The sequence below is a fragment of the bacterium genome (genome assembly GCA_030019025.1).
In the GTDB taxonomy this organism is placed as follows: Bacteria; Hydrothermota; Hydrothermia; order UBA1063; family UBA1063; genus UBA1063.
The window spans coordinates 8,750-23,171 of the sequence record JASEFR010000029.1 but is presented as its reverse complement, the minus strand read 5'-3'; the positions used below and the strand labels follow the sequence as shown (position 1 = coordinate 23,171).

Annotated in this window: 16 protein-coding genes; 12 read left to right on the top strand and 4 right to left on the bottom strand. The window is 39.9% G+C overall.

Annotated elements, in window-relative coordinates:
- From QMD82_07495 to QMD82_07450, 10 genes are all read left to right on the top strand, one after another.
- Nucleotides 1-255, top strand: a 255-nt coding sequence (locus QMD82_07495; protein ID MDI6851758.1) for a hypothetical protein, incomplete at its 5' end; no start/stop codon positions are given.
- Nucleotides 256-278: 23 nt separating this feature from the next.
- Entirely contained in the window at nucleotides 279-740 is a 462-nt protein-coding gene (locus QMD82_07490; GenBank protein ID MDI6851757.1) for a prepilin-type N-terminal cleavage/methylation domain-containing protein, read from the top strand.
- A 36-nt stretch (nucleotides 741-776) separates the two neighbouring features.
- Nucleotides 777-2,102 (top strand): hypothetical protein, encoded by a 1,326-nt coding sequence (locus tag QMD82_07485; protein MDI6851756.1) that lies wholly within the window; start codon nucleotides 777-779, stop codon nucleotides 2,100-2,102.
- 1 nt (nucleotide 2,103) lies between these two features.
- Nucleotides 2,104-2,643 carry a hypothetical protein gene (locus QMD82_07480; GenBank protein ID MDI6851755.1) on the top strand — a complete coding sequence of 180 codons (540 nt, stop codon included), beginning with the start codon at nucleotides 2,104-2,106 and terminating at the stop codon, nucleotides 2,641-2,643.
- 2 nt (nucleotides 2,644-2,645) lie between these two features.
- The gene (locus QMD82_07475; protein MDI6851754.1) at nucleotides 2,646-3,203 is read left to right on the top strand and encodes a hypothetical protein; all 558 of its coding nucleotides are present in this window, start codon (nucleotides 2,646-2,648) and stop codon (nucleotides 3,201-3,203) included.
- Nucleotide 3,204: 1 nt separating this feature from the next.
- Nucleotides 3,205-4,557 carry a hypothetical protein gene (locus QMD82_07470; protein MDI6851753.1) on the top strand — a complete coding sequence of 451 codons (1,353 nt, stop codon included), beginning with the start codon at nucleotides 3,205-3,207 and terminating at the stop codon, nucleotides 4,555-4,557.
- Nucleotides 4,558-4,607: 50 nt separating this feature from the next.
- The gene (locus tag QMD82_07465) at nucleotides 4,608-5,396 is read left to right on the top strand and encodes an AAA family ATPase (GenBank protein MDI6851752.1); all 789 of its coding nucleotides are present in this window, start codon (nucleotides 4,608-4,610) and stop codon (nucleotides 5,394-5,396) included.
- Nucleotides 5,396-6,166 (top strand): hypothetical protein, encoded by a 771-nt coding sequence (locus QMD82_07460; protein MDI6851751.1) that lies wholly within the window; start codon nucleotides 5,396-5,398, stop codon nucleotides 6,164-6,166. The genes QMD82_07465 and QMD82_07460 overlap by 1 nt, the downstream gene beginning before the upstream one ends.
- Nucleotides 6,147-7,811 (top strand): GspE/PulE family protein, encoded by a 1,665-nt coding sequence (locus tag QMD82_07455; protein ID MDI6851750.1) that lies wholly within the window; start codon nucleotides 6,147-6,149, stop codon nucleotides 7,809-7,811. The genes QMD82_07460 and QMD82_07455 overlap by 20 nt, the downstream gene beginning before the upstream one ends.
- Before the next feature lie 5 nt (nucleotides 7,812-7,816).
- Nucleotides 7,817-9,010, top strand: coding sequence for a type II secretion system F family protein (locus tag QMD82_07450; GenBank protein ID MDI6851749.1), 1,194 nt, complete (start codon nucleotides 7,817-7,819; stop codon nucleotides 9,008-9,010).
- A 4-nt stretch (nucleotides 9,011-9,014) separates the two neighbouring features.
- Here QMD82_07450 and QMD82_07445 read toward each other — a convergent pair whose 3' ends face one another.
- The 4 genes from QMD82_07445 to QMD82_07430 are packed head-to-tail and all read right to left on the bottom strand — an operon-like array spanning nucleotide 9,015 to nucleotide 12,891.
- Complete coding sequence (locus QMD82_07445) at nucleotides 9,015-9,797, bottom strand: prepilin-type N-terminal cleavage/methylation domain-containing protein (GenBank protein ID MDI6851748.1); 783 nt, start codon at nucleotides 9,795-9,797, stop codon at nucleotides 9,015-9,017.
- Nucleotides 9,794-10,639 carry a type II secretion system protein gene (locus QMD82_07440; protein MDI6851747.1) on the bottom strand — a complete coding sequence of 282 codons (846 nt, stop codon included), beginning with the start codon at nucleotides 10,637-10,639 and terminating at the stop codon, nucleotides 9,794-9,796. Before QMD82_07440 ends, QMD82_07445 begins: the two co-directional genes overlap by 4 nt.
- On the bottom strand, nucleotides 10,617-11,087 hold the full coding sequence (locus tag QMD82_07435; protein MDI6851746.1) for a prepilin-type N-terminal cleavage/methylation domain-containing protein: 471 nt from the start codon (nucleotides 11,085-11,087) through the stop codon (nucleotides 10,617-10,619). Before QMD82_07435 ends, QMD82_07440 begins: the two co-directional genes overlap by 23 nt.
- Nucleotides 11,071-12,891 (bottom strand): sigma 54-interacting transcriptional regulator, encoded by a 1,821-nt coding sequence (locus tag QMD82_07430; protein ID MDI6851745.1) that lies wholly within the window; start codon nucleotides 12,889-12,891, stop codon nucleotides 11,071-11,073. Before QMD82_07430 ends, QMD82_07435 begins: the two co-directional genes overlap by 17 nt.
- A gap of 91 nt (nucleotides 12,892-12,982) precedes the next feature.
- On the opposite strand from QMD82_07430, the gene gcvT reads away from it, so the two are divergent.
- Complete coding sequence (gcvT, locus tag QMD82_07425; protein ID MDI6851744.1) at nucleotides 12,983-14,077, top strand: glycine cleavage system aminomethyltransferase GcvT; 1,095 nt, start codon at nucleotides 12,983-12,985, stop codon at nucleotides 14,075-14,077.
- 54 nt (nucleotides 14,078-14,131) lie between these two features.
- Complete coding sequence (locus QMD82_07420; protein MDI6851743.1) at nucleotides 14,132-14,410, top strand: HU family DNA-binding protein; 279 nt, start codon at nucleotides 14,132-14,134, stop codon at nucleotides 14,408-14,410.
- Nucleotides 14,411-14,422: the final 12 nt, after the last annotated feature.

Sequence of the window (14,422 nt, the reverse complement as noted above, 5' to 3'; positions counted from 1 at the left end):
TATGTCTGGAGTCACATGCTAAAGGGAGGGTACGTGCAGGGAATGCCTAAGGGGCCTTATGGAAATTACATTTTTGGAACTTTGAATTTTGGATCAACCTATGGTCTTGGTAATTTTGTAGGCGGGACTGGCATTCCAGGAGGTGTAGCTGAACAAATTGATAAGAAGAATGATGATGGTATCTATAACACAGGGTATATTCAGGGGTCCAGGGCTTACACCTCGGATACCCTGACATTATATTGGAAACTGTAAACCTTTTTAAAGGGAGGTGACTTATGAGGCGTAAGGGCTTCACTCTACTGGAACTGGCCATCGTGCTGGTGGTCATAGGGCTCCTCATTGCCCTTGTAATGAGGGGAATGACACTCCAGTCCAGTGCCAAAGTTAAGAGAACCGCTGGCGACATTAGAAATATCCACACTGCGGTGATGGTGTACTACGGTAAGAAAGGGGTATATCCCGGCGACACGGATCAAGATGGCTTTATAGATAATGATGCAGACGCATGGGATTCCCTTGCACATTACAGCATTGCCTTCAAGAAACCGAGCCCATATGGCACAGATTACAAACTGGATACGTTAACTGTGAGTTCAGTTAAGAGGAATGTAGTAAGAGTCAGTGTACCTGATGCTGATGCAAGGACAGAAATCGACAAGTTAATAGATGATGGATTTCCTACTTCAGGAGCTCTAATAACAGTGGGAACAGATACCCTCGTTTACGTAATAGAGTAGATGCTTCTGGGGGCCCTTTAAGGGCCCCCGAGCTCTATGAAAATAGCTGTTTTTAATATAAAACAAGGTTTCAGTGCGAATCTTTATATTTTTAATGAGAACGTTTTAGAAGGTTTATTTTTTATAAGTGGAGAAGAGTTTAAGGCCTCAAAGTTCCCTCAAATGATGAGAGGAGTTGATAAAGTTTACGTCTTATTAGATGACCCTGATGGTTATTATTTGAATCTATTGAAACTTCCAGGTCCGGGCCTTAGAGCCGGTGAGTTAAAAAAGATAATAAACTACGAGCTTGTATCTATTTTGGGAGAAAAGGCGCGCTTTGCCTTTGAGGTCATTGCTACAAAAGAGGATGAAACAGGCATTTCTTCTCTGGTGTTGGTAAACGGTATTAAAGAATCCTACTTTAATGAAATGGTGGAGTATTTAAGAAACTACCGCGATCTCATTGAACTTGTTGTTTCTTACCCTATTTCCTATTATAACTATGACCTTGGTAGAGGAACATTAATATTAGAGCTTTACGAGGATAAGACGAAGATGACCGTTTTAATGGGTGGAGTAGTGATTCTTTATAGAACTCTTCCCGTTGGCTCTCAAACAACGGACACCGAAGGTTTAGTTTTGAGGCTGAGAGACGAGATTGAGCGTATCACCTATTACGTGAGACAGAACTATGACAGAACCTTTGAGGTGAAGAAAATGTATTATTTTACTGAAGATAGGAGTTTTACCAGATTACTAAGCGGGATTAAGATTGAGTCAGAAGCGATAGAATTACCTCTTTATCGAGGGGGTGATCTTGCTCCCTACATAGTTGCACAGAAGAGTCCTAAGGAGTTCATTTTGAATATACTTCCTCCAATTGTGAGTTATAAGGAGATTTCACCTTTTATATATCTGTTTTTACTGCTATCGTTTCTCATTTATTCAGGCTTGTTCTCCTATTCCTATTTTCGCCTCCTTAAATATGAGCGGAGTCTCTCAAAAGCTCTTGAAAACTTAAAAACAGGGGTGTATCAGAATCTCTCTTATATTAGAGAAAATAGGATGTGGATGTTGACCAGTGGTTTGAGTCAGGCCGATGTACCCCTTGGAGATTTCCTTAAGGCGGTTTCTGCAAGTCTCGGAAGGGGGATGCGGTTAACCTATTTGAAGATGGAAAGACAGGCTTCAAGCTTTGCTTTTTCACTTACTATTGATTTTGATAACGTCCCCGATTTTAAAAAGGTGGACCTTTTAAAGTCCTTTACAGAGCGCTTAGGTTCCTACGGAATTTTCCAAAATCTTGTGTATGAGGTTCAATCTCGGGGAGATAAGAGAGAATACCGAGTCAAAGGTGTGATACTGAGGGGGGACAGTTAAAATGTTCAGAAAGCCGGTTTACCTTTTGATTTTTCTTCTAATTTTTGGTGTTTTTTGTTATTTGGAATACAAGCTTATCGAAAGGGAAAGTTTGAAGATTGAGCAAATGGAAAAGGATCTCCTAAACCAGTTTAGAGAGTTTACCACATACAAAAATTATGTTTACCAGTTCAGCCTTCCACCAAGACGAAGTTTTCTCTTTATTGATATGAGAGAATTGGGAGATTACGAAAGAAAGGCCAGTTTTCTTAAAGATTATTTTCAAAGTTCTGCGAAGAACTACGGTCTCAATGCAGAAGCAGAGGTGGGAACCAGCCAGCAGTTTGATTGGATGAATGTTTTGTCCGCAGTAGGAGTGCTGAAGGTTTATAGGGTTAGTATGGAGATTCAAAACTATACCAGCCTGCCAGCCCTTTTGGATTTTTTGAATTTTTTGAGGAATTTTCCTATAATTTTTGAGAGTTTTGAAGCGGGTACAGGAGGGGAAAAAAGGGGATATATAAAATTAACCTTTCATTTTGTTGAAACTTACGAGGAGTGAAGATGAAGGGTAAAAACTTACTTATAGCGTTACTTGTTCTGGCTTTTGTAATAGGGGTAGTTTTAATTATTACCCTGTTTATACCTTCACTTAAGAGGCCTGTGCCCCCGGTCCCTCAGGTGCAAGTTACCGTTCCCGTTGAAACTTCTAAGAGGCAAGAACCTCAGAATAAGCCATACGTTTTTGAAAAAGCCTCTTCCTTATATGACCCTTTCACTTCCAAAGTGCTTGAAAAAACGAAGTTACAGGAGCAGATGGAACTGAGAAATACTGAGATTGAATTGCTAAAACTGGAACTGGAAAAGTTGAGATTAGAAGCCCAGATTGACAGTTTAAGAAAGGGGAAGGGATATTCATCAGTAGGCTTCGGAGGAGTAAAAGCCCTTGCCATTTCTGGGAGTGCGGGGAATTTCAAAGTTCTCCTTGACAACGGTTTTGAAAAACGATGGGTTGGTGAGGGTGGTGTATTTGATGGCCATGTTGTTTTGAATATTGAGTCCGGCTTTGCCACTTTAAGAACACCCTCAGGTAAAATAATAAAAGTTAAACCAGGAGAGTGATATGAATAGGTTGACTTTGTTTTTAGGTTTGATTTTATTTTCTTCTTCGCCAGTTTTTGGAGATGAACCCTCTATTCCGAAGGTTGAAGTAGATCAAACGAAGGCCTCCTTATTAAAAAAGATCAGCATACAGGGGAAATCAATTCCCATATCATCTATTATGGAGCTGGTTTCGGAAGAGACAAACCTTGGCTACTACTTGGATCCCGGTATTTCAAGTTTGGTGGTGGCCGATTTGAATTTCAAGGATGCCACGATCAAGGAACTTCTTGATTTTTTGGAAACCAACTATGACCTCGTTTATAGAATTGAAGGGAATAAAATTCTCCTGAAAAATTACGATACCTGGACCTTTGAGATATCCTTTCCTGCAAGGTCAAACAAATCTTCTATTACCATTGGCGGAAGTGTAATTCCCATGGGAGAACTAACGGGCGGTGCACAAATAAGGAGTGAGTTCAGCGGGGGTCAGTCTGACCTATACACTGCAATAGAGAGTGATGTAAAAGCTCTCTTATCTCCTGCTGGAAAGTTTTCTTTGAACAGGAACTCAGGAGTTTTGCTGGTTTCAGATAGCGCCTCTGCTTTGAAAAGAGTTAAACATTACATTGAAAAGGTTCGGGAATCTAAAGACAGGAAGGTTCGTATAGAAGTAAAAATAGTTGAAGTTTCCCTTGATAACACTAATTCCTATGGGATTGATTGGAGTTTTGTGAAGAATTTTTCTGCGAATTCTACCAGTTTTAGCTTTAAACTCGATCAGAATACCGCCTTAACCCAGCAAGTATTCAGTATTGATCTAAAAGGTGGCGGCTTTACCTCATTTTTGAACTTTTTATCCACTTATGGCAAGGTGAACCTTCTTTCTCAGCCTTCCATAGTGCTCATGAATGGGGAAAATGCCCTTCTCTCTGTTGGGCGTCTTTTAACCTATTGGGAACTTACTGCTCAAGCCGCTGGCGCTCAGGTGGGTACGCCTGTAGTTTACCCAGTTCAGAAGAACATTCTTAAGGGGCTTTTGTTTTCTGTTACCCCTTTCATAAGCTCTGACAGTTCTGTGACGATGGAGATAACTCCGGTACTTGCTGATGTTTCCAAATGGGAAACCTACCAGTGGCAGGGACAGACTCTTGAGGCGCCCTCGGTCGATATCAGGGAGGCTCATACAATGCTCAAAATAAGATCAGGTGAAACTATCATTCTCGGTGGACTAATTTCCAACAAAGAAAATAAGGTAGAAAGGGGAATTCCCATTCTATCAAGAGTTCCCGTCATTGGAAATCTATTCAAGAAACAGGAGAAGGTAATAGAAAGGACTGAACTTGTAATTTTTATTACACCGCAAATTGAATGAAATCTCAGGAACTGATTTTATTAAACGAAACCATTTTGGACTTTTTTGGCATGAGGGTGAACCCCTTTACCAATACACCAAACCTCGAATTTCATTATGAGTCCAGATCCTTTCAAGAAGGTTATTCCGCTATCTACTATGTGATAAGCAGAAGACTGGGCTTTGGAATGGTTACCGGTGAGGTGGGCACAGGTAAAACCCAGCTTCTAAGGTATTTTTTAAAGAATTCTCCCTTCCGTATGGTTTCTGCCGTTGTTTTAAATCCTCTTGTAAGGCCGAGGGATTTATTAAAACTAATACTTACCGATTTCGGAGTCAAAGAAGCTCTGAAAGTAAGGCAAATTAGTGTTTTAATAAGTCTTCTTTACGATTTCACATTGAAGATGGCGGAGGAGGGCGAAAGGGTCGTAATCTTTATTGACGAGGCCCAGGATCTACCTATTGATACAATGGAGTCACTCAGACTCATTTCCAACTTTGAAACGGAGGATTCAAAACTCATTGATATAATCCTTGTAGGGCAACCGGAGCTGGAGGAGAAGTTAAAGAGGTATGATTTGAGACAGCTCAACCAGAGGATTTGGATAAGATTAAGACTCAGACCACTGGATTTAGATGAGATAGAACCTTACCTTGTTGCGCGCTTTGAGAAATCGGGGGCGGGAAGAATTTTTGATAATTTTATCATAGGAGAGGTTTATAACTTTTCAAAGGGAATTCCCAGGTTAATTAATGCTCTGATGGAAAGGGCTTTACTATCAGCCTTTGTTGATGATAGCAAAATCATAAGGCCGAGACATATCAAAAGGGCAATAGAGAGTTTGATGGGTGAAGGATAATGAGCCTCATTCACGAAGCACTGGAAAAAGCCAGAAAAAGCACGAGCAATGTGGAAGCTAAAAAAGTTAAAGAGAAAAAAACTCAAAGAGTTAGGCCTATTTTGTTTTTAATGGTTTTCATAATATTGACATGGGCAGTAACGATGGCAGTTTTGTTAAAAACGGGTTCGGATATTGAAAAGGGGAGATTTGTTGGTAAAAGGATGACTCTTTCAACGTCAGATGCTTCTGAAGATTCGACCTATAATGCCTTAATAGTTGATTCTCTTAGGTCAAATAGAGAGGATGTGCGTGATACTTCAACGTGGTTTGATTCCGCCAGGTTTTTTGAAAGTTTTAATGGGGCTCTCTCTTCTGGAAACACTGAGCTTTTGAGGGATCTCACCCTTAATAATCTCAACCTTTTGTCTTCTGCTGATTTTCAAAAGGTTCTTAAGATTTTCATGACCCTTGACGATTACAAGGTTGTTAAGGAAATATCCGCCAAAGCTGACAAATCGGGAAAACTTAATGCCAATCTTCTATTGGAACTTGCAAAGTATTTTGAAATGAAGGATCAAATTGCTTCAGCCTACTATTATAGAAGGTCTTATTTTGCAGGAAACGCCGATCCCATTCTCCTTGCAAAGGCTGGCTCACTTTACGATAAAGAGGGGCTAAGAGATAGTGCGGTTAAGTACTACCGCATTTATTTGAATCTTGCAGATACAGGAGAGCTATTCTTTAATATAAAGAGGAGGTTGGATTATCTTGCTAATAGAGAGAGGTAAAAGAGCATTAAAACTTGGTGAAATTTTGCTCAACTATGGTTTTTTAACGGAAACAGAACTTAAGCTTGCCTTGGAAGAACAGGCGAGAACGGGAGAAAAGCTGGGTGAGATATTGCTAAGGCTTGGACTTGTAACGGAAGAGGAAATCTCTTATGCCATCGCTCACCAGGCTGGGGTTGAATTCGTAAATCTTGAAGAGGTTATAATAAATCCTGCTGTGCTAAAGTTGGTCCCATATAAAGTTGCAAGGGAAAACAAAGTTGTTCCCATAGATACTGATGGCAAGTCCATTACAATTGCAATTCAAGATCCTTTTAATTTCAAAGCCATAGATACCATTGAGCAGATTACCGGGCTTAGAGTTATTGTTAAAGTGGCAAGAGAAGAGCAGATTCTAAAAGCTATTGAGAACCTTTATGGTCTTCATGTAAGCTCTGATGAGGATTTCGAGGCCAATATAAGAGAAGCGATCAGGATACAACAGCTTGGTGCGGAAGTTGCCCCCATTGCAAACATTGTGAACCTGATTGTTTTGAAGGGAATACAACTTGATGCAACAGATATACACATTGAGCCATCTGACAAGGTTACAAGAATAAGGTACCGTGTTGACGGGGTTTTGCATCCGATTTACACAATCCCACGACGGCTTCATCCATCCATTGTAACGAGAATTAAAATTATGTCAAATCTGGACATTGGAGAGCAGAGAATTCCACAGGATGGAGGTTTCAACTTCCAGCTGGGTATGAAGAATATAAACATAAGAGTTTCGACTTATCCCACTCCTTACGGGGAAAGTGTTGTGCTTAGGATCCTGGAAAGGACAAATATTATACTTGGCCTTGAAAAACTTGGCCTGTCCGAGGAAAAACTCACAAGGATTAGAAATTTGATACGCAAACCCTTTGGCATAATCATCGTTTGTGGTCCAACGGGGTCAGGGAAAACCACGACTTTAAATTCCATTTTGTTGGAGCTAAACTCTCTTGAGAAGAACATTATGACCATAGAAGACCCAATTGAGTACAGATTACCGCTCATAAAGCAGTCTCAGGTTAATGAGAAAGCAGGATTCACCTTTGCAAGTGCTCTGAGAAGTATTCTCAGACATGACCCTGATGTAATCCTTGTGGGTGAGATGAGGGATCGTGAAACCGCAGAACTGGCTTTTCAGGCTTCTTTGACAGGTCATCTTGTTTTAACCACTATTCATGCCAATACAGCACTTCAGGCAATCCCCAGGCTTCTAAATCTTGGTGTTGACCCTTATATAATGTCCGTTGGGCTTATTGCCATTGTGGGGCAGAGGTTGGTGAGAAGGGTTTGTGAAAATTGTAAGGAGCAACGGCCCGTCGATATTGATTTAGTTAAGAAGTTTGGCCTTGAGAAGTATATTACAGAAGGTGAGATGGAGTATGCTGGAAAGGGGTGTTCCAGTTGTTTCCACACTACTTACCGTGGTAGAACGGGTATTTTTGAGATTCTGGAAATAACTGAGGATGTTAGGGAATTGATACAGCGCGGGGCTCCCCTTCACGAGATTGAAAGTGCTGTGAAATACGAAACGATGCTTGAGGATGGAACCCGTAAGGTTAAGCAAGGGATAACAAATCTTAGTGAAGTTTTGAGAGTTATAGGTTAATTTATATGGAGTTTGTTTATATAGGATTGAATCAAAGGGGAGAGAGAGTAAAAGGCTATATTGATGCAGAGGATGAGGTGGTCGCGGTTAAAATCTTGAAAGAGCAGGGGCTTACTCCCTTGCAAGTAAAGAAGTCTTCTTTATTCTCTCTAAAACCAAAGTACAGGGTAAAGCGAAAAGAACTGATTCTCTTCACGATGCAACTTCACTCCGTCATTAGTTCCGGCGTGCCAATCACCATAGGCCTTGAAAGCTTGAGAGACGAGGCGGTTAGCAAGGATTTGAAGAAGGTCATTGAGGAGATTCGTCTTGCCCTTCTTCAAGGAAGCTCTTTATATGAAGCCTTTTCGCGGTTTAAGACGATTTTTCCACCCTACTATCTTGGGGCTTTAAAAGTCGGTGAGGAGAGCGGTACTCTTCCTAAAACCCTTGAAAGGATAGTTAATGTGATGCAAAGGGAAGAAGAGCAAAAGGATAAGACCATCAAAGCATTGATATATCCTGCCTTTGCTGTTACAACGATAACCTTTGCAGCCATTTTTTACCTTTTTTACGTTCTTCCGAGAGTGATTGAGCTGGTTAAAGGGCTCGGTACCAGTTTGCCCTTTATTACTGTTATAGTGATCGGTATAGTGGGTTTTCTCAAAAGGTTTATTTTTCTCCTGGTAATTTTAATTGTAGGGTTGATAATTGCCTTAATGTTACTTTACAAACGTAAGTCAACGAGAGTTATTATTGAAAAGTTACTTGTGGAAAAACTTGGCCTTTTGTCTGATATCCTCAAGAAGTCTTTCTATGCCCACTTTACGACATTCCTTTCCCTAATGTTAGAGGCTGGTGTGGATATGAGTACTTCCCTTGAGCTTTTAACTTTCAGCACCGGGAACCTTTATTTAGTGGGTCTTATTGAAAGATTGAGGACTCTTGTCATTTCTGGTCAGAGACTGGGCGAAGCGGTTAGAAACCTTGGCTTTTCACCTCTGTTTTGTTCTATGGTGGCCATAGGTGAGGAAACGGGGACCCTACCGAGACAACTTGATAGTCTTTCTTTCTACTACGAATCAGAGCTTACACGGACAGTTGAAAGGCTCCAAGCCATTTTGGAGCCTATTCTTATTATCTTTATTGGGGTATTTGCAGCTCTGATATTCGTTTCTGTACTCCTGCCAATTTATCAGACGATTGGAAGTATAAGGTAGTGCTTTAATCCAGGTCAGTTGTAAAAACCGGAACGCCGGTAGTTATTGTGTCCACAGTAATGGATACTTTACAATTTCCATTTTTATCGTATTTTAGCGGGTTAAGGGTATTGGTACTTATTGTATTAAATGTATTTTGGGTAGAGATCAAAATGTATTCATCTGGGCTTAGATTGGGCAGTGTTGTGGTGTTTCCGTTTGGAATAGTTGAATAAGTAGAGGAGGATTTTGTCGGAAAGACGTATATACGTGATCCGCTGGTATTACTTATTGTTACCTCATATGATGTGCAGGATGTTATTAATCCTATAAGTTCGTTCTGGGATACAGAAATTAAAATATCGTCAAAATCACCGGTTCCAGAAGATTGAAATCTTTTATCATCAGGCATCGCATTTTCTCCGTCAAATTTACCATTAGTGCCAGCAGAAATAATTACCGCTCCGATGTCCCCTATTGGTAATCCGTCGACATAGATAGAATCTCCATCTGAGGTTGTATCGGCAAAGTAGCGATAAGGGATACCACTTACTGGATCAAGGGTGAATTTTCCTGGAATCTGGAGTGCGGGTTGTGGAAGTCCGTAGCTTGCTGTATGCCCAGGAAGGGTGTTTTTCTCGTTGAAATATACGATGAGCCTTGTTTTATACGTTTCCATCTCTTTTCTTGCCATTTCAATTTTTTTTGTTTTGTTTGTTGACATTAAAAGGGGTAGTGAAATTCCAGCAATTATGCCAAGAATAATTAAGGCAATCGAGATTTCTATAAGAGTAAAACCCTTTCTCACTGAGAAAGATCTCCTGTTATGAGTGGTGGGGATTGCACTCCACTAAAGTTTGAATAAATTACGACGTTCTCCATACAATCACTTCCTTCGTTGAACGAAGTGATGTTGAAGAATTGTGTCCTTTGATCTCTGAAATTTTTATCTGTACTTATTTGAACACACGTGTATGGCGGTAAGTTTGAGAGGGTTATGGAGCTACCGGGCGTTAGGGTAGCATAGGGCGATGGATTTATTACATCTGATATCGTTCTCATATAGTAGGTAATTCCATTTACATCCTTGTTACTCAATATAAGTGTGTATGTTTCACAATATTGCGATGAAAGGACTCGAGGTCCTCCTTTTAAATCCAGTTCACAAACATAGTAGAGAATGTCATCAAAGTCTCCCGTTCCTGAAGATTCAAACCTTCCATCATCTGGCGTTGCGTTTTCACCGTCAAAATTTCCATTAGGGCCTGCACTTATGATCACCGCTGAAATATCTCCCATAGGGACCCCGTCTATGTATATAGTATCAGTGGAACCAGCAGTTGTATCGGCAAAATAGATGTATGGAATACCTTTTATAGGATCCTTACTGTATTGATCAGGGATACCGATAGTCGAGGTTGGGAGGCTATAAGTTGCATCGTGAGAGGGGAGTTTCCCATTTATTTTGTAGTAAGAAATTATTATCTCTCTTATGTTTGAGAGCTCGCTCATTGCTTGTCCTACTTTCTGTGCCCTGTTTACATTCAGTGCCACCGGAATAGCAACCGCAGTGAGAATTCCCATAACCACCAAAGCAACAGAAATTTCAATTAGGCTGAACCCTTTCCTAAAACTTAAGGTAAGAGACATTGGAGATTCTCCTGTATCGGCCGGTATCCAAGTTTCCGTCGTCTATCTTTGAATCTATAAGGGAATCGGCATTCGGGGGAATTTTATCAGAGTAGATGTAATTTCCACTATCTGCACTGGGAAAGTTTCTCCACAGGATGGTAAAAGTACCGCCAAAGGGATTCTCAACTTTTACATCAAAACCGTTCGCCCTCAAAATAGGAATGGCGTCACTTTCAACTTTACCATCACCATCGCCATCACCAGGGTATCTCCTATAGGTGTTAAAATAGTTTTCTATTGCATACAGATTGATCCTGTAGCATTCAACCGTAGCGTTGACCTTTGCTGTATAACCTGTCTGTGTGCCGCGTACCACAATTCCAATAAGGATACCTATGAGAATGAGTACTATAGCTAATTCGAGAAGAGTAAAGGCACTTCTATTTTTTTTAATTCCAGCTTTCATTTATCCTCTTTTTCAAATTATATTTTTTCATCTTGGCGATGAGGCTTGTTCGTGAAATCCCGAGCATTTTTGCTGCCTTTGTCTCATTCCAGTTGCAGCTTAAAAGTGCGTCAATGAGAATATTTTTCTCGTAGTTTTCTACAAGTTCATCAAGGGAGAAGTTGTGCGATTCCATGGCTGTTATTTTAGGGGATAGTTTATCCACCGTTATGTAACCTCCGTCTTCTGTGAAGGCAATCATCCTTTCAACTTCTTTTTCCAGTTCTCTTATATTGCCTGGCCAATCGTAAGATTTGAGGAGGTCGTAAACCGCTGGAGTAATCCCTTTGATGATTTTGCCTTCCTCTATAGAATATTTTTTGATAAAATAGTTTACAAGCTCTGGAATGTCTTCTTTTCTTTCTCTAAGAGGTGCTAAATTTATTACCATACCCGAAATACGGTAATAAAGGTCTTTTCTGAAATTTCCTTTCTTAACTTCTTCTTCAAGATCAATATTGGATGCGGAAATTATCCTGACATCTATAGGGATAAGTTCCGTTCCCCCAACTCTTCTTATAGTTTTTTCTTCGATAGCTCTCAGCAATTTTGCTTGCATCCCAGGTGAAGTAGCCTCAATTTCATCAAGAAACACAGTGCCACCAGATGCGGACTCAAAAAGTCCTATTTTTCGTGAAGTGGCGCCTGTAAAGGCACCCTTTTCATAACCAAAAAGTTCTGATTCCAGAAGGGTTTCGGTTATGGAGGCGCAATCAATAATTACAAAAGGTTTACTTCTTCTTGCACTTAATTCATGAATTTTTCTTGCGACAAGTTCCTTACCCGTTCCAGTTTCTCCAAGGATGAGAACGGTCATATCGGTCTGGGAAGCGATAACAATCTCCTCTTTTACTTTTGCCATTTTACTTGAATTACCTACAATTTCAATGGTAAAGAAATTTTCTTGCGATTGTGCTTTTTTCCCACTGTTGGTCAATTGAAGCAAGGCATTTAGTATTAATTCATCATGTTCCAAGATATTAAACTCTTCTGAGTTAACGTAACCAATGGAAAATTTACATTTTATAACAGTGTGGTTTATACGAAAGGACTCAAAGTTTAATGCGGAACTAAGTCTATCCGTGAAGGTTTTAGTGCCTTCTGCAGTAGTATGTGGCATTAGGATTGCCAGTTTGTCCACGTCAAATCTACAAAGAATGTCACTTTTTCTTTTCAGTTTTGTTATGAATCGGGCAATATCTCTTAAGAGCGCATCGAAGGAATCCTCAGGTAAATTTCTAGAAATTTCTTCAAAGTTGTCAACCCTTATTATTATTAATGAGAAATCTTCTTTGTAGCGAATTTTCCGCTGAATCTGTTCATCAATTCGGTCAAGTAGATATTTCTTTCCAGGTAGGCCTGTACCGGGATCCACGAAATGGTAGTCGAGAAGGGTAAGCAACTCGGTTATTTTTGAAAATGTTTCTGACGCCTTTTCCAGGAAGGCCGATTCGGAACCGTCGTTTTCTGCAACAAAAATGTATCCATAAGCTCCGAGTTTACCTTTTAATGGATAAATCTTGTATTTATTGATCTTAAAAGGATTTGAAGAAGGTGAAAGATTAATCTCCTGGATGAGTGCATTTAATTCCGCTTCATTTACTCCTTTGGAAATAATTTGCAGAGGCTTGCCCGTGGGTTTTGTTAGCACAACTCCATATTTGATATCTTGGAAAACTTCTGAGATAATTTGAAAAACAAATTCAAAAAGCTCTGAAAGAACCTGCAAATATGTTGATTCTTCTGCTTTCAGCTTTTCAAGCATGTATATTCTAAATATAACACTTTTTTGAGGAAAAATCAATATTTGATTGAATAAGCGGTAAAATTTATAATTTTGCAACAAGGGAGGTTTTATGCTTAAGAGAACTCCGCTTTTTGATGAGCATGTAAAACTCGGTGCAAAGATGGTGCCTTTCGGTGGGTTTGAAATGCCCCTGCAGTACACTTCAATTATTGAGGAGCACCGTTGGGTTAGGCAGAGCGCGGGTATCTTTGATGTTTCCCACATGGGCGAAATTATAATAAAAGGGCCAGATGCCCTTGAATTTGTATCGTACATCACGTCCAATGATCCCTCAAAACTGGAGTTAATGGAAATTCAATACTCTTCCTTTCCCACTGAGGAAGGAACCATAGTGGATGACCTACTGGTGTACAGGCTTGAAGACCATTTCATGCTCGTAGTAAATGCCTCTAATATAGAGAAAGATTACAATTGGATTTTGAGTCACAAAAAGGGGAATGTTGAAATTATTAATATCTCATATGAAGTTGGTGAAATTGCCTTTCAGGGACCTAAGGCTGAGCAAGTGCTTCAAAGAATTGTTGAAGAAGATCTTTCGAAAATTAAGTATTACTGGGCAGCCCGAGTCAAAATTCTGGGTAAAGAAGTTCTAATATCCAGAACAGGTTACACCGGTGAAGATGGATTTGAAATTTACACCGATAATAAACACGTGGTGGAGATATTTAGGAAGCTCCTTGAATTTCCCGAGGTTAAGCCTGTAGGTCTTGGGGCAAGGGATTCATTGAGGTTAGAGATGGGATACTGTCTTTACGGAAACGACATTGACGAAACGACTAATTTGATAGAGGCTGGTCTTAAATGGATTACCAAATTGGAAAAGCCAGATTTTATTGGCAAAGACGCTCTTATAGAGATTGAGCAAAAAGGTATTACACGAAAAAGGGTTGGTTTTGTAATTAAAGAGGGTGGGGGTATTCCAAGACATGGTTATAAGATATATGATGAGACTGGAAATGAAATCGGCTTCGTAACCAGCGGTAACCTTGCTCCTTCGCTAAATATACCCATTGGTATGGGTTATGTTTTAAAGGATTTTGCTAAGGCTGGAACTGAGATTTTTGTTGAGATTAGAGGTAAAAGAGTTCCTGGCGAGATTGTTAAATTGCCTTTCTACAAAGAAGGGAGTGTAAAAAAGGCTTAAATTGATTGTCTGAGGTCTTTTGTTTATAATATTCCCAAAAATTGGGAGGTTTCAATGAGGAAACAAGATATAGTAGATGAAATTTACCAGCAAACAGGCTTACCTAAGAAGGATATACAACTGGTCGTGAACATGTTCTTGGATACTGTTAAAAAGGCTTTCTTCAGGGGTGATAGAGTTGAATTAAGGGGATTTGGCGTTTTCGAGGTAAAGCATAGAAAGAGCAGGGTCGGAAGAAACCCTAAGACAAAGGAAGTAATTAAAATTCCTGCAAGGAAAGTTGTAACTTTTAAACCGTCAAAACTGGTTAAGGGATTGAAGGAGGAAGAATAATGCCTTGCGGTA